This is a genomic window from Bacteroides caccae, assembly GCF_002222615.2.
Taxonomy (GTDB): domain Bacteria; phylum Bacteroidota; class Bacteroidia; order Bacteroidales; family Bacteroidaceae; genus Bacteroides; species Bacteroides caccae.
The window spans coordinates 2,501,521-2,518,289 of sequence record NZ_CP022412.2 but is presented as its reverse complement, the minus strand read 5'-3'; the positions used below and the strand labels follow the sequence as shown (position 1 = coordinate 2,518,289).

Genomic DNA, 16,769 nt, shown 5'->3' with positions numbered 1-16,769 from the left:
GCAAGGCTTAATAATTCAGCCACACCTTGAAAGCCGCTATCTTGTCTTTGCTGACTATGATTTTATCTTTAAATGGTGGCAGGACGTGTACAACCGCCTTACCTAAAAAATAGGGTTCGATACGCTGAATGGCATCTACCGAAACAAGTGTCTGACGATTGGTCCGAAAGAAGACATCAGGATTCAATTGTTCGCAGAGTTTATCCAAAGCAAAGTCCAGAACATATTCTCTATTATTCTTGGTAACTACAAAAGTGAGCTTGTTCTCCGAATAGAAATAGGCAACATCACTTACCGCCAAAGTAAAAAGTTTATTACCGGAAGAAATAAGAAATCGGGTGCGATATTTTTTATTCTCTACCACCGGAAGCTTCTGCGTATCAGACAAACTGTCCAACACCTCCAGTATACGGCTCTCCCGATTAAAATCACGGATATATTTCTCTGTGAGACTCTCGAAACGTTCGATAGTCTGCAATAAACGTTCCTGATGAATCGGTTTCAGCAAATAGTCAATGCTATTCACCGCAAAAGCACGGACAGCGTACTCGTCATAAGCGGTGGTAAAAACAATCATACTATCCGGCCGAGCTTGTTCAATCAACATAAATGAATTGCCGTCCGTCAACTGAATATCCAAAAATAAAAGTTCCGGATGAGGATTCACATGAAACCATTCAACGGATTCTTCGATAGTACCGGGCAGAATCATCACCTCCCAATCCGGGCGAAGCGACTGTATCATCTCATGTAGCAAACGTGCCGCCGGCACTTCATCTTCTATTATTGCAGCTTTTATCTTATTCATGAAAGCAAGGGAATTTTTACGGTAAATTTATCAGATTCATTTTCTATCACAATATCCTGATTACAAAGGAGCTTATAACGGGCGGAAAGATTTTTCAGCCCCATTCCCGAAACGACTCCGCATTTTTTGGGCCGAATCGGATTACAGATTATCAGAGTCGGAGGTTCTTCTACATTACACAGCTCGATAACCATTGGTTTCCCCGAATGGATCACATTATGCTTGATTACATTTTCGACCAATAGCTGAAGCGTCAAAGGCGGCATCTTCATCTCTTTCCACTCATCCGGCACATTGTTGTGGACATAAATGCAATCACCCAAACGAACTTGATGAAGAAAAATATATGAATCAAGAAAACCAAGCTCATCCTGCAACGTCACCAATCGCTGATTCTGACACTGGAGAGTATAACGATATACGTCGGAAAGATGTTGTGTGAAGAGTTCTGCATTTTTAGGATTATATCTGATTTCTGAAATCAACGTATTCAAACTATTAAACAGAAAATGGGGGTTTAGCTGGTTTTGAAGAGCTGTATAGCGTGCTATGTTATTTTCTTCCTGCAAAGCAGCCGCCTGTTTCTGCAATTTGAGGGTATGCTGCATAGAACGGTTGGCAAGCAGCAAACCTAAAATCACCAGTTCCACCAACCAAACTAATATCAAGATACGCCACCCGCCATTAGGAAAAACAAAAGGATGTGAAGCACCGACCAAGAATTTGGCAGTTACCAACAATCCATAATTGAGCAGAAAAAACATCAACATCACCATTGTATAAATAAAAATCAGTTTCCAACGACGATGAATATTCACCGAATACTGATTATCTACCCACGTAGTCAGCCGAATAGTAGAATATCCGAGCAAATTGAACGCAAGAATAAAAAACAGAAACATTCCTACCGAATATAACGCATCCGATACTCTATCGGAAAGTTCCGCATAGTTGGCTAGCAGGAAAAAAGAGAAAACGCCTAGCCCTGAAAACAGCGCACTATATGATATACGGTTCAATTTTATATTCATACGATTCTTTTCACACAAAGTTACTGCTTTTTAGCGATAATCATAACTATGGAGCGCTTTTATTAATTCCGAATAATGTCCTTGTGCAGCAGCTTTTGCCTGTACATAGTTCACCTGCGAAGTCTGCCGATAGGTTTGCGCATCAATCACTTCCACCACCGAAACTTTTCCTTCATTGTAGCGTTCTACTGCTTTTGCCTCATTTTCTTCTGCTTTAGCCAGCGAACTTTCACTCAAACGAACACGTTCAATAGCCTGTGACAATGCCTTACGCGCTACACTCACTTCTAATTCCACCCGGTCTACGACTTTATTTAGATTATCTTCCGCCATTCCGATACGAAAGGAAGAAACACGCTTCTCGCTTCTCCGTTTTCCCCATTCAAAAATAGGAACGGACACTTTAGCATAAACAGCGTAGTTTGGGTCTAAATCTTTCTTGAAATTGTATCCGGGAGATGAATAGCTACCTTCTACTCCCACATAGAATTGAGGTTTGAATTGCGAATCATTCAGTTTTTTTGTGCTCTCAGCAATACGAATTTTGTCATAAGCCATTTGTATTTCCGGACGTCCCATCCCGGTAGATAACCACAGAGAATCGCTGACAACTACTATCGGTATCTGCGCATCCAACTCCGTAGGCTGTTCCAGCCGGACACCAATCATTGAGTTTAATGCCATTCTGCCTGTTTCAAAATTACTTTGCGCCTGAAGTAATTGATATTCCGCTTCATTTAACTTCACTTCTGCCATTAACAGGTCCTGTGGGTCAACGAGTCCTACTTCTACCCTTTCTTTTATTGTTTTAACCAAGGCTGCTATCGAATTACGAAAGTCTTCGGCGACATCAACAATTTCCTGCCGAGCAACGGCACTCCAATACTGAATATCCGTTTGGTAACAAACAGCATCATTCAGTGCTTTCGCCTGATTACCGGCCAAGGCCTGCTGATGTTGCGCCATACGGATGGACTCCAGTACACGCCCTCCCGTATAAACCGGTTGTAAAATAGACAGAGAACCTCCATAGTTTAAATTCTTTCCTTCCACTGTTTTCGACAACCCTATGGAAGGAATATCCAAAGTTAGTTCCATAGGATTTCCGGTGTATTGAAAACTGGCAGCACCGGAAAGTTTCGGTTTCAAATCGGCACGTGCAGATTTCTCTACTTCCATACTGGCAGCGATATTCTTTTCCGCTGCTTTCAAATCGTGATTATAGTCCAATGCCATAGTCCGATATTTCTCCAGCAATGTGCTTTGTTGTGCAAGAACCGGCAAAGACAAAAAGACGAAAGTACAAAACAACAGGCTAAATATTCCTTTTCTCATCTTCATTTTCCTTTTACTTTATAAAACATGGAATATAAGGCGGGGGTGACAAAAAGCGTTAATCCCGTAGCAAATGTCAATCCGAAAATTATAGTAACAGCCATTCCCCCGAAAGCAACATCAAACAACAATGGCACCATACCGAAAATCGTTGTTGTAGCAGCCATTAACACAGGACGGGTTCGGGAAACAGTAGCCTCAACAATGGATGTATATAAATCAATTCCACTCCGATGTTGAACATTTATCTCATCAATCAGCACAATTACATTTTTGATTATCATCCCAAGCAAACCTAACCAGCCGGCTATCGGAAAGAATCCAAAATCAAACCCTGTCAGCAACATACCAACAGCAATTCCTATCAAAGACAAAGGCAGAATGCAAAGAATGATAACCGGCTCGCGGAAATTGCCGAACAAGGCCACCAAAATGACTATCAATGCAAGAAATGCCAACGGAAAATATTTCGCAATAGCCTGCATCGCCTCCCCTTGATCTTTATATTGAGAATCCCAAAAGAAGGTGTATCCTTCCGGTAAGTGGATTTTCTCTATTTCTTTCCGTATTTCTCCATGTACCTCGGACATGGTGTAGCCCGGTTTCACCCCACACATGGCAGCCATTGAAAGTTGCCGGTTATATGTCCGTACCTGAGGAAATTCCCAACCTCTTTCTATTCGTTCCGTGACCTGCGAAAGCGGAGCCGATCTTTCTCCATTCCAAATTGAGAAATCTCCCAATGCATTGACATCAGTAATATCCACATCACCTGATTTCAACAAAACAGGTACCTTTTTCTCATCATCCCGGTAGATACCAACAGGCAGACCGTCATTGATTGATTTCACTGACTGCATCATCGAAGCCTTGGTGATACCTAATGCACCCGCCTTCACAGGATCATAAACCGGGCGAATTACCAACGACATATTTCCCCATTCATTACGTGCATCCGCTACTTTGGGATTTCGTCGCATCACTTCAATAGCTTGTCCCACCAATGAATCAAGTACAGCAGGGTCCGGGCCAAGAAAACGGGCTTCAATGACGGCCTCCGTCAAAGGACTCAATTCAAACTTATTCACTTTAATCAGAGGTTCGGGATATTTCAGCGAAATCGAATCTTGTAACCGGGTATGCAACTGACGGGAAAGTTCTGACGTTTTACATTTTACCAATATTTGTGCATAATTGGACTGAGGTCCAAAAGATACATTAGACAAGTAATAACGTGGCGGAGTTCTTCCTATATAAGTAGATACTATTTCCGTTTCCTCCTGCCCACGGATATATTCCGACATTTCCATTATCTGACGGTCCGTTTCTTCTATTTTTGTCCCTTCGGGTAACCATACATCCAATGTGAAGTACTGTTTATCCAACGCCGGCATAAACACCTTGGGAATAAACTTGAAACTCCAAGCCGCTAGCAACATCATCACAACCATGCATCCTATTGTTGCATACCGATGACAAATCACCCACCTCAATGCTGCACGAAACTTATCATAATATTTACCTTCAAAAAGAGCATCCTTTAGTTCGTCGGGTCTTGGCCGACGAACAAACTCCTGAATGAAGAAAGGAGTCTGCGTCAGCGCAAAGACCCAACTGAACATCAGCGAAACGCCGATAACTACAACTAAGGATGACAACAACTCACCGGTTATATGCGGTGAATAATATATAGGTAAAAAAGTTAAAATTGCGATAATTGTTGCCGCTAATAACGGTAATGCAGTTGAGGAACAAGCTCGCATTATGGCCACTCGCTTGCGCATCCCCCGTTGCATATTGACTAATGCCGAATCGGATACTACAATGGCATTATCCACCAGCATTCCCATTGCAATAATAATTGCAGCCAGTGACATACGCTGCAAAGCTATCCCTTGAGCCAACATCACAATCAGCGTTGCAAAAATGGAAAAGACCAGACCACTACCTATCAGGATACCATTTTTGAATCCGATAAAAAACAACAGAATGGCAACTACCGTCACAACGGAAATTATCAAATTCCAGATAAAACCTTGATTTGCCACAGCCGACTCGTAACCTTGGTCGTAAATTGTCTGTAACTCAAAGCCTTCGGGCATTGTCTCCGAAAATTGCTCAATTTTACCTTTTACAGCTTCCGCCATATTTACGACATTCCCAGTCGGTACGGTAGATATGGCAATACCCACCGCGGGACTCCCATTAATCCGCATTTTATTGCTCGGAGGCGTCTGATAACTTTCCTTAATCTCTGCAATATCCGCCAATCGAAAATGCTCTCCCGTACGTGATACGATAGTCAAATTCCGGATATCATCCAAAGAATAAAAATTTCCGGTAGATTCAATCCGTATTCTGTTTACACCCGCATCAATACCTCCTGCATCTACTACTCTGTTTTGGGCCTCGAAAGCACGGGAAATATCCGAAGGAGTAATACCGCTTCGCGCCATGACGGAAGGGGTGAGAATAACATCAATCGTCGGAGGTTGTACACCATAAATTTCGACCTTGGCTACGTCCTTTACTTTCAACAGTTCGTTTTTAATGAGTTTTGCCTGATCTTCCAGTTCCCGATACGAATATCCTTCACCAGTCAACCCATAAAAGACACCCAACACATCGCCAAAGTCATCGTTTACTACGGACGGACCTGCGTCAGCCGGTAGCTTAGATTGTACATCATTAACCTTCCGACGGAGTTTATCCCACAGTTGCTGCATTTCATCCGCACGAATTTCCTTCTTCACATAAACCGTTATCTTGGAAAGTCCTGCCCGGTTTTCTGTTTTAAGATAATACAATTCACCTAAAGACTGTATAGATTCTTCCAGCACATCAGTCACTTGTGATTGTACCTCGGAAGGAGAAGCACCCGGATATGGAGTTAATACCAATGCCTGTTTTATAGTGAACGGAGCATCTTCCAGCTTTCCCATTTTGACATAGGAAAGTAGTCCTCCTCCTAAGACTAATAGTAAGAGCAGAATAGTCACCGACCTTTTCTGCAAGAAATATTTCACAAACTTCATACTTCCAAATTTACTTTTGAGCAGTGACCGGCATTCCTTGTTTCTGAGCCATGATTTCTACAGATGTTCCTTCTGAAAGGAAACGCAATTTACTGACAGCTACCGTTTCTCCAGCCTGTAATCCACCTTTCACTTCCACTTTCCCATTCGGAAGTAATTCACCTAAAACAATCTTTCTTTTCGAGACTTTTCCGGCAGCATTATCTACCGTCCAGACATAATCTCCTTCAGTAGGACGATGATTGAGAGCAGTTTGCGGTATGGTTATCATGGATGTCGTTGAAGAAGAAGGAAGATCAAGCAAAACCTTTCCGGAAACGCCCGCCGGCCATTCACCCTGTTTATTGGGTAATAATGCCGTCATCAGGAAAGACAGGTTATTCCGGGTAGTACTTTTGGAAATTTCTACCACTTTCGCCGGATATACAACATCAGAACCTATATCAAAGCGCACACTTACTTCTTTGATTTCTCCGGCCTGAAGTGCAATATCCTGTGTGACATAAGCTTCTATCTTTAATTGAGTAATATCAATAAAGGAGATGACAGGTTGAGTCGCTTTCACATCCTGATATTTCTCGATATACACTTCCCCGACATATCCGTCAAAAGGTGCAATCAACTGCGTATCATGTAACTCATTTGTCGCTGTCTCAAAAGCAGTCTTAGCAGAAGTATAATCCGCACGTGCTTTTTCATAAGCGCTGGCAGATAAATTATTTTTCTCATACAACACTCTTATCCGTTCAAATTCCGCTTTTGCCTGATTATAGATAGCCTCTGCACGTTCTTTACGGATACGGAAATCACGAGAGTCTATTTCAGCAATGATATCCCCACGCTGATAATAGTTACCGGCATATACCTCAAAACGGTCAATAGGACCGCCTACCCGAAAAGATAGTTCCGTCTCCTTGAATGGTTTCGAAATAAACGAAAACTCACGTTCCGAGGAAGGAACCGACATTTCTACTTCTGCCACTTTTATCCGTATTGATTCATCAGTCCTCTTTTCTCCTGTTCCGCACGATGCAAACAGGCAGATAAAAAGCATACACATTGAATAATTAGTCGTTGTCATTCTATTCTACATTAGTTATATTATCAACGGTACGAAAATAGAGGAAACAAAGAAAAGCGCCCAACTTTAAATTTCCGAAACCGAAAAAGGAAAGGCTCAAACGGAAAAAGAAAAGATGAAAATCTGAGCCTTTTATACTACTTATGTGTTTCCTTACTATCTTTGCAGCTCAAACAAATATTACTAATCTCATTTATGACCGAAGAAAAAATACATAACGACCGTTCCGGTAGCTGGTGGGCATTAAGTCCATTGTTCGTGTTCCTCTGCCTCTATCTGGTAACTTCCATTCTCGTCAACGACTTCTACAAGGTACCTATCACTGTCGCTTTTCTTGTTTCTTCCTGCTACGCGATTGCTATCACGCGCGGCTTGAAACTGGACCAGCGGATTTACCAATTCTCCGTAGGAGCTGCCAATAAGAATATCCTCCTGATGATATGGATATTCATTCTCGCCGGTGCCTTTGCGCAAAGTGCCAAACAAATGGGTGCTATTGATGCCACCGTCAACCTGACTCTGCATATTCTTCCCGACAATCTGCTGCTAGCAGGAATATTTATAGCCGCCTGCTTCATCTCCCTATCCATAGGAACCAGTGTAGGAACAATCGTTGCCCTCACTCCTGTTGCCGTAGGACTAGCCGAAAAGACAGAGATTGCTCTCCCATTCATGGTGGCAGTTGTTGTCGGAGGGTCTTTTTTCGGAGATAATTTATCGTTTATCTCCGACACTACAATCGCCTCAACAAAAACTCAGGAATGTGTGATGCGTGATAAGTTCAGGGTAAATTCCCTGATTGTCGTCCCGGCAGCTATTATCGTGCTGGGTATTTATATTTTCCAGGGATTGTCCATCACTGCTCCCACCCAAGTACAGACTATCGAATGGATAAAAGTTATACCTTATATAATAGTATTGGGAACAGCCGTTGCCGGAATGAACGTTATGCTCGTATTAATCATAGGTATCCTGACAAGTGGTATTATCGGTATTACTACCGGAAGTTTTGATGTGTTCGACTGGTTCGGAGCTATGGGAACAGGCATTACGGGCATGGGCGAACTGATAATCATTACTTTACTGGCCGGAGGAATGCTTGAAACAATCCGCTACAATGGTGGTATTAACTTTATTATCCGGAAACTAACCCTCCACGTCAACGGAAAGCGGGGAGCGGAACTAAGTATTGCCGCTTTAGTAAGTATCGCCAACTTATGTACCGCCAACAACACAATAGCCATCATTACAACAGGACCGATAGCCAAAGACATTGCGCAGAAATTCCACCTTGACCGGCGAAAGACTGCAAGTATCCTCGACACTTTCTCCTGTCTGATACAAGGAATTATCCCATACGGGGCACAAATGCTGATTGCTGCCGGATTAGCCAATATCTCTCCTATCAGTATCATCGGCAATCTTTATTATCCGTTTACAATGGGAGCTTGCGCCCTGCTCGCTATCTTATTCCGTTATCCGAAACGGTATTCATAAAGAAAAAGAACAGAAATATTTGTCAATCAAAAGAAAAGCCGTATCTTTGCGCCCGCTATTACGAGTTAGTAGCATAATTCAAATCATTAATTAAAAACAATTATTAAAAATGGCAACTAGAATCAGATTGCAGAGACACGGACGTAAAAGTTACGCGTTCTATTCAATTGTAATTGCAGACAGCAGAGCACCACGTGATGGTAAATTTATTGAGAAGATTGGTACTTACAACCCTAACACCAATCCTGCTACAGTAGATTTGAATTTCGACGCTGCATTGGCTTGGGTACTGAAAGGTGCACAACCAAGTGACACTGTACGTAACATCCTTTCTCGCGAAGGTGTATACATGAAGAAACATCTTCTTGGCGGTGTAGCAAAAGGTGCATTTGGAGAAGCAGAAGCAGAAGCTAAATTCGAAGCTTGGAAAAGCAACAAACAGTCAGGTCTGGCTACTTTGAAAGCTAAACAAGATGAAGCTAAGAAAGCTGAAGCCAAAGCACGCCTGGAAGCAGAAAAGAAAATCAACGAAGTGAAAGCAAAAGCACTCGCTGAAAAGAAAGCTGCTGAAGCTGCTGAAAAAGCTGCTGCTGAAGCACCTGTAGAAGAAACTGCTGCTCCGGCAGAAGAAGCTCCTGCAACAGAAGCTGCTGCTGAATAAATTCGGCAGATTCCGAACAAGAAACAAGGAAAAGCTATAAATCCTCTCCGGTTCGCCGGAGGGGATTTTTTTGTTCCAACACGAGAGAAACTGAGGTTTTATACAGAGACCTGATAATCTACAAATAGCAAATTCTATGTTACGTCATGTGAAATTATCCTCTTTATGCTATAAAACATAGTAAATTATTTCTCCTATTTAGAATAAAATTCCTTTCTTTGCATCAGCATAGTTCAGCACAGTTATCAATAATTAATAAGGATGAGACGAACTGATAAGAAAGCAACATTCGGCCAACACTCGAGCAAAGTCACACAATTGGCAGACACGCTCAGCCAGGCAATCTCCATGAAAGAATTTCGTGAGGGAGATTCCTTGCCTTCTATCAATCAGTTAAGTGCACAATATGGAGTATCACGGGATACTGTTTTTAAGGCCTTTCTGGATTTACGCGAACGGGGTCTGATAGACTCTACACCGGGAAAAGGATACTATGTGACCAGTCAGGTAACCAATATTCTATTATTACTTGACGAATATACTCCTTTCAAAGAGGCCTTATACAATAGTTTCATAAAACATTTGCCTATCAACTATAAAGTAGACTTGTTATTCCACCAATACAATGAACGGCTTTTCAATACTATCATCCGTGAATCCATAGGGAAGTATAAAAAATATATAGTGATGAACTTCGATAACGAAAAGTTCAGCACAGCTCTGAATAAAATCAATCCTTCCAGGTTATTACTCCTTGATTTCGGAAAATTTGAGAAAGATAAATACTCGTATATCTGTCAGGATTTCGATGATTCATTCTATCTAGCATTATTTACACTAAAAGAAAGAATGCAGAAATATCTTCAAATCGTTTTCCTGTTTTCTAAAGGTTTGAAACACCCTCAGAGTAGTAAGGAGTATTTCACACGTTTCTGTGAAAAAGAAGGCTTCTTGCATGAAATACAGGAAGATATCGAGAACCTGACGGTCCGCAAAGGGACTGTATACATTGCTATCAAACAGCAAGATGTAGTAAAGGTAGTAAAACAAGGAAGATTGGCAGGACTGAAATGCGGAAAAGATTTCGGTCTGTTAGCATATAATGATATTCCTTCATACGAGGTCATCGACGAAGGAATTACTTCATTAAGTATTGACTGGGAAATGGTGGGAAATGAAGCGGCAAACTTCGTACTCAACAATGTCCCGATACAAAAGTACATGCCTACTGAAGTGCGACTTCGAAAGTCACTCTGATTTTTTTTGCCGCACAATCAGCACAGCTCAGCACAGATGTTATTTACTAAATAAAAAAATTAAGAAACCATGAAAAAGTATCCGAAAATCGGGATTCGTCCCACTATCGACGGTCGCCAGGGTGGCGTTCGTGAAAGCCTTGAAGAAAAGACAATGAACTTGGCTAAAGCAGTAGCCGAATTAATTAGCAGTAATCTGAAAAACGGTGACGGAAGCCCTGTGGAATGCGTGATTGCCGATAGCACTATCGGCCGTGTTGCTGAAAGTGCAGCCTGTGCTGAAAAGTTCGAAAGAGAAGGTGTAGGTTCTACTATTACCGTAACTTCTTGCTGGTGCTACGGTGCGGAAACTATGGATATGAACCCTCATTACCCGAAAGCTGTATGGGGATTCAATGGAACAGAGCGTCCGGGAGCAGTATATCTTGCAGCAGTATTGGCAGGACACGCACAAAAAGGACTTCCTGCATTCGGCATTTATGGACATGACGTACAGGATTTGGACGATAACAGCATTCCCGAAGATGTAGCGGAAAAAATTCTTCGTTTTGCACGCGCCGCACAGGCAGTAGCTACAATGAGAGGAAAATCTTACCTGTCAATGGGTAGCGTATCTATGGGTATTGCCGGTTCTATCGTTAATCCTGATTTCTTCCAGGAATACCTGGGAATGCGTAATGAGTCTGTCGACCTGACAGAAATCATCCGCCGCATGGAAGAAGGTATCTATGACCACGAAGAATATGAAAAAGCAATGGCATGGACAGAAAAGCATTGCAAAGTAAACGAAGGCGATGACTTCAAAAATCGTCCCGAAAAACGTAAAAACCGCGAAGAGAAAGATAAAGACTGGGAATTTATCGTGAAGATGATGATTATCATGCGCGACCTGATGACCGGTAATCCTAAACTGAAAGAAATGGGCTTCAAAGAAGAAGCATTAGGCCACAATGCTATTGCAGCCGGTTTCCAAGGACAACGCCAATGGACTGACTTCTATCCTAATGGCGACTATCCCGAAGCTCTGCTGAATACTTCCTTCGACTGGAACGGTATCCGCGAAGCATTCGTGGTAGCTACCGAGAACGATGCCTGCAACGGTGTGGCAATGCTGTTCGGACACTTACTGACCAACCGTGCTCAAATATTCTCTGATGTACGTACTTACTGGAGCCCCGAAGCTGTGAAACGTGTAACCGGCAAAGAACTGACAGGGCTGGCCGCCAACGGTATTATCCACCTTATCAACTCCGGAGCAACAACGCTAGACGGTTCGGGACAATCATTGGATGCAGAAGGAAATCCGGTAATGAAAGAACCTTGGAACCTGACTGACGCAGATGTAGAAAACTGCCTTAAAGCAACGACCTGGTATCCGGCAGACCGTGATTACTTCCGTGGCGGCGGTTTTTCATCTAATTTCTTGTCAAAAGGTGGTATGCCTGTAACTATGATGCGTCTGAACCTAATTAAAGGCCTCGGTCCCGTTCTTCAAATTGCAGAAGGTTGGACTGTCGAGATCGACCCGGAAATCCACCAAAAACTGAATATGCGTACAGATCCTACATGGCCTACTACTTGGTTTGTTCCCCGTTTATGCGACAAACCGGCTTTCAAGGATGTGTATTCTGTAATGAATAACTGGGGAGCCAACCATGGAGCAATCAGCTACGGTCACATTGGTCAAGACCTGATTACTCTTGCTTCGATGCTTCGAATTCCGGTATGCATGCACAATGTAGAAGAAGACGAAATGTTCCGCCCGGCTGCATGGAATGCCTTCGGTATGGATAAAGAAGGAGCAGACTATAGAGCTTGTGCAACCTACGGTCCTATCTACAAATAATTTTCAGGCACGGATTACGCTGTTGCTTTCATATTTCTAAAAGTCGTGTAATCCGTGCCCGCAATGACAATCCCCTGCAAGGAAACCTTACCGGGGGAGTATGTCCCTAAATACCCATTTTTCTAACCTATTTTGAGTTACTATTATTAATAAATAATTTATCTTTGCAATCATGATAACTAACGAACATATCGAACAGTTCATTGAACAAGCACATCGCTACGGTGATGCAAAACTTATGCTTTGCAGTAGCGGAAACCTTTCCTGGCGGATTGGTGAAGAAGCACTAATTTCCGGTACAGGTTCTTGGGTTCCTACCCTTGGCAAGGAAAAAGTCTCTATCTGCAATATAGCAAGCGGAACACCGACTAATGGTGTAAAACCTTCTATGGAAAGTACTTTCCATTTGGGTATTCTCCGCGAACGCCCGGATGTAAATGTGGTACTTCACTTCCAGTCGGAGTATGCCACGGCTATCTCCTGCATGAAAAACAAGCCGACTAATTTTAATGTAACAGCAGAAATTCCCTGCCATGTAGGTTCAGAAATACCTGTGATTCCATATTATCGTCCCGGCTCACCCGAACTGGCCAAAGCAGTAGTTGAAGCCATGTTGGAACACAACTCCGTCTTATTGACCAACCACGGACAAGTTGTCTGCGGAAAAGACTTTAATCAAGTGTACGAACGAGCTACCTTCTTCGAAATGGCTTGCCGTATTATTGTTCAGTCCGGAGGCGATTATTCAGTATTGACACCGGCAGAAATAGAAGATTTGGAAATCTATGTATTAGGAAAGAAAACAAAATAGTATCCGTACATACCATACCATGAAAGACAACATTAAAAACACATACTTAGCAGCAGACTTTGGAGGAGGTAGCGGACGAATTATCGCCGGCTCCCTTCTCCATGGAAAGCTGGAACTGGAAGAAGTTCACCGCTTCTCCAACCGTCAGGTAAAATTAGGAAATCATGTCTACTGGGATTTTCCTGCCCTATTCGAAGACATGAAAACCGGCCTGAAGCTGGCTGCCCAAAAAGGATATACCGTCAAGGGAATTGGTATCGACACGTGGGGCGTAGATTTCGGATTGATTGATAAAAATGGAAATTTGCTAAGTAACCCTATCTGTTACCGGGATGCAAGAACAGACGGAATGCCGGCAAAGGTATTCAAGGTTCTGGATGAACAGCAACACTATACTACTACTGGAATACAGGTCATGGCTATCAACACGCTATTCCAACTTTATAGTATGAAACAGAACCGGGATCCCCAATTAGAGATTGCCCACCAACTTCTGTTCATGCCCGACCTTTTCAGTTACTTCCTGACCGGAATAGCCAATAATGAATATTGCATCGCTTCCACTTCGGAATTACTTGACGCAAAACGACGAAACTGGTCACAAGAAACAATTCGTGCATTAGAACTTCCCGAGCATCTGTTTGGTGAAATTATCCAACCGGGAACTATCAGAGGAACTTTAAAAGAGGATATTGCACGGGAAACCGGACTGGGTGCAGTAGATGTAATAGCCGTAGGTTCTCATGACACAGCCAGTGCCGTTGCAGCCGTTCCGGCGACAGAAACTCCTATCGCTTTTCTAAGTTCCGGTACGTGGTCGCTTTTGGGCGTTGAAGTCAATGAACCGATATTGACAGAAGAAGCACGGAAAGCCGAATTCACCAATGAAGGAGGTGTTGGAGGCCGCATCCGCTTCCTGCAAAACATCACAGGACTATGGATTCTACAACGCTTGATGAGTGAATGGAAAGCACGTGGAGAAGAACAACATTATGATACAATCATACCACAAGCTGCCGAAGTGGAAACTGATACAATCATCCCTGTTGACGCTCCGGAATTCATGAATCCGGAAAATATGGAGACAGCTCTTATGAATTATTGCCGGGATCACTCTCTGCACATTCCTCAAAGCAAAGCGGAAACCGTTAAATGTGTACTCCAATCATTAGCATTCAAATACCAACAGGCAGTAGAAAAGCTTAACCATTGTCTCCCCTCCCCGATCCGCCAATTAAACATCATTGGAGGAGGTTCGCAGAATAAATTACTCAACCAGCTTACAGCCGATGCACTCAATATCCCTGTTTACGCTGGTCCTGTCGAGGCTACTGCCATAGGTAATATTCTGACACAAGCAATGGCTAAGGGAGAAATTTCCGACCTCCGGGAATTAAGAGAGATTGTAAGCCGAAGTGTCACACCTCAAGTATATTATCCTAAAAAATAAAAAGTATATGGAAACACCTAAAACCGGTTATCAGGTCCAATCTTACAGCGTCCCAGTCAAAAGATATTGTCAGACTCTTGACTTACGCGATTCTCCGGAATTGATTGCCGAATATCGGAAAAGACATAGTCAAGCGGAGGCATGGCCTGAAATCCTTGCAGGTATCCGGGAAGTAGGCATCCTCGAAATGGAAATCTATATTCTTGGCACACGCTTGTTTATGATTGTCGAAACTCCCGTTGACTTCGACTGGGACACAGCAATGGCACGCCTGAATACTCTTCCCCGCCAACAGGAATGGGAGGAATACATGGCTATCTTCCAACAAGCCGCTCCCGGAATGAGTTCCGCGGAAAAATGGAAACCAATGGAGAGAATGTTCCATTTATATAATACCTAAAAATATCCCAAAAGAACCATGAAACACATCAAACAGTCCATCCTGTCAAAAGATGGCATCAATTATCTTATCCCTTTTATTCTCATCACTTCTTGTTTTGCGTTATGGGGATTTGCAAACGATATCACCAACCCAATGGTAAAGGCATTTTCCAAAATCTTCCGGATGAGTGCTACCGACGGAGCGTTAGTACAAGTCGCTTTTTATGGAGGCTACTTTGCCATGGCTTTTCCGGCTGCCATGTTCATCCGCAAATATTCTTATAAAGCAGGTGTTCTGCTAGGTCTTGGTCTGTATGCTTTTGGAGCATTCCTATTCTTCCCTGCTAAAATGACAGGAGAATATTACCCGTTTCTGATAGCTTACTTTATCTTGACTTGCGGACTCTCATTTCTGGAGACAAGCTGTAATCCATACATTCTTTCTATGGGAACAGAAGATACTGCCACAAGACGTTTGAATCTTGCCCAATCTTTCAACCCAATGGGTTCATTGCTCGGAATGTATGTAGCCATGCAATTCATTCAAGCCAAATTACATCCAATGGGTACTGAAGAACGTGCTTTACTCAATGAGAGTGAATTTCAGGCAATCAAAGAGAGCGATCTTGCAGTGCTAATCGCCCCTTATCTTATCATCGGTCTGATTATCGTAGCTATGCTTCTCTTGATACGATTCGTAAAAATGCCAAAGAACGGAGATCAGAACCATAAAATAGACTTCTTCCCGACATTAAAACGTATTTTCACCCAAACACGTTATCGCGAAGGTGTGATTGCTCAGTTTTTTTATGTAGGTGCACAAATCATGTGCTGGACTTTTATAATCCAATATGGTACCCGCCTGTTTATGTCACCGGAATTCGGCATGGACGAAAAGAGTGCGGAAGTGCTTTCGCAGCAATACAATATCATAGCAATGATTATTTTCTGTATCAGCCGTTTCATTTGTACTTTCATTCTGCGTTATCTGAATGCAGGAAAATTATTAATGATTCTGGCTATTTTCGGAGGAATTTTCACCTTAGGTACTATCTTCCTTCAAAATATTTATGGACTCTATTGCCTGGTAGCCGTATCCGCCTGCATGTCTCTAATGTTCCCCACTATTTACGGTATTGCCTTAAAAGGTCTTGGAGATGACGCAAAATTCGGAGCAGCCGGACTTATTATGGCTATTCTCGGAGGTTCTATTCTTCCTCCATTGCAAGCAAGCATTATTGATATGAAAGAAATCGGTTGGTTGCCGGCAGTCAACGTTTCATTCATTCTACCTTTTATCTGTTTCCTTGTGATTATCGGTTACGGCTATCGTACAGTGAAAAGAAACTGGTAGAAAACATACTCGACAATAGTGAGGCTACCTCAAAAAGAATGAACTGCCTCCAATAGTTTTGTGTCTAACTATTGGGGGCAGTTCACTTACACATTCACCTACCACCTCCCCCTACGGGGACTCCTCCTTCCCGAAGGAGGAGAATGGAGGATACTATCGACTATAAGCTAGCAAATCATTATTTTACTAATTCACCTTACCAACAAATTTGAAGAAGAACCTT

General features: G+C 42.6%; 13 protein-coding genes. 8 read left to right on the top strand and 5 right to left on the bottom strand.

Going from position 1 to position 16,769, the window contains the following annotated elements; all coding sequences use genetic code 11:
* Positions 1-7: 7 nt before the first annotated feature.
* Genes CGC64_RS09865 through CGC64_RS09845 form a run of 5 tightly spaced genes read right to left on the bottom strand, consistent with a single transcriptional unit; the run spans position 8 to position 7,290 of the window.
* Positions 8-808, bottom strand: a complete 801-nt coding sequence (locus CGC64_RS09865) for a LytR/AlgR family response regulator transcription factor (RefSeq protein ID WP_005677756.1) — start codon at positions 806-808, stop codon at positions 8-10.
* Positions 805-1,833: a sensor histidine kinase gene (locus CGC64_RS09860; protein ID WP_032838032.1), complete on the bottom strand. Its 1,029-nt coding sequence runs from the start codon at positions 1,831-1,833 to the stop codon at positions 805-807. The genes CGC64_RS09865 and CGC64_RS09860 overlap by 4 nt, the downstream gene beginning before the upstream one ends.
* 36 nt (positions 1,834-1,869) lie before the next feature.
* Positions 1,870-3,174 carry a TolC family protein gene (locus CGC64_RS09855; RefSeq protein ID WP_050396681.1) on the bottom strand — a complete coding sequence of 435 codons (1,305 nt, stop codon included), beginning with the start codon at positions 3,172-3,174 and terminating at the stop codon, positions 1,870-1,872.
* 2 nt (positions 3,175-3,176) lie between these two features.
* The gene (locus tag CGC64_RS09850; protein WP_005677751.1) at positions 3,177-6,209 is read right to left on the bottom strand and encodes an efflux RND transporter permease subunit; all 3,033 of its coding nucleotides are present in this window, start codon (positions 6,207-6,209) and stop codon (positions 3,177-3,179) included.
* Between the two features lie 10 nt (positions 6,210-6,219).
* Complete coding sequence (locus tag CGC64_RS09845) at positions 6,220-7,290, bottom strand: efflux RND transporter periplasmic adaptor subunit (RefSeq protein WP_005680529.1); 1,071 nt, start codon at positions 7,288-7,290, stop codon at positions 6,220-6,222.
* Positions 7,291-7,485: 195 nt separating this feature from the next.
* On the opposite strand from CGC64_RS09845, the gene CGC64_RS09840 reads away from it, so the two are divergent.
* The 8 genes from CGC64_RS09840 to fucP all read left to right on the top strand — a co-directional run bounded on the left by CGC64_RS09840 (position 7,486) and on the right by fucP (position 16,546).
* Positions 7,486-8,787, top strand: coding sequence for a Na+/H+ antiporter NhaC family protein (locus CGC64_RS09840; RefSeq protein ID WP_005677748.1), 1,302 nt, complete (start codon positions 7,486-7,488; stop codon positions 8,785-8,787).
* A gap of 109 nt (positions 8,788-8,896) precedes the next feature.
* Positions 8,897-9,448: a 30S ribosomal protein S16 gene (locus CGC64_RS09835; RefSeq protein ID WP_005677747.1), complete on the top strand. Its 552-nt coding sequence runs from the start codon at positions 8,897-8,899 to the stop codon at positions 9,446-9,448.
* Between the two features lie 261 nt (positions 9,449-9,709).
* Positions 9,710-10,705, top strand: coding sequence for a GntR family transcriptional regulator (locus CGC64_RS09830; RefSeq protein WP_005677746.1), 996 nt, complete (start codon positions 9,710-9,712; stop codon positions 10,703-10,705).
* 69 nt (positions 10,706-10,774) lie between these two features.
* Positions 10,775-12,550, top strand: a complete 1,776-nt coding sequence (gene fucI / locus CGC64_RS09825; RefSeq protein ID WP_005677745.1) for an L-fucose isomerase — start codon at positions 10,775-10,777, stop codon at positions 12,548-12,550.
* Between the two features lie 172 nt (positions 12,551-12,722).
* The gene (locus tag CGC64_RS09820; protein WP_005677744.1) at positions 12,723-13,361 is read left to right on the top strand and encodes a class II aldolase/adducin family protein; all 639 of its coding nucleotides are present in this window, start codon (positions 12,723-12,725) and stop codon (positions 13,359-13,361) included.
* A 19-nt stretch (positions 13,362-13,380) separates the two neighbouring features.
* Positions 13,381-14,811, top strand: a complete 1,431-nt coding sequence (locus CGC64_RS09815; protein ID WP_005677743.1) for a rhamnulokinase — start codon at positions 13,381-13,383, stop codon at positions 14,809-14,811.
* Between the two features lie 7 nt (positions 14,812-14,818).
* Complete coding sequence (locus tag CGC64_RS09810; RefSeq protein ID WP_005677742.1) at positions 14,819-15,211, top strand: L-rhamnose mutarotase; 393 nt, start codon at positions 14,819-14,821, stop codon at positions 15,209-15,211.
* Positions 15,212-15,229: 18 nt separating this feature from the next.
* Positions 15,230-16,546 carry an L-fucose:H+ symporter permease gene (fucP, locus tag CGC64_RS09805; RefSeq protein WP_005677740.1) on the top strand — a complete coding sequence of 439 codons (1,317 nt, stop codon included), beginning with the start codon at positions 15,230-15,232 and terminating at the stop codon, positions 16,544-16,546.
* The last annotated feature ends 223 nt before the right edge of the window (positions 16,547-16,769 follow it).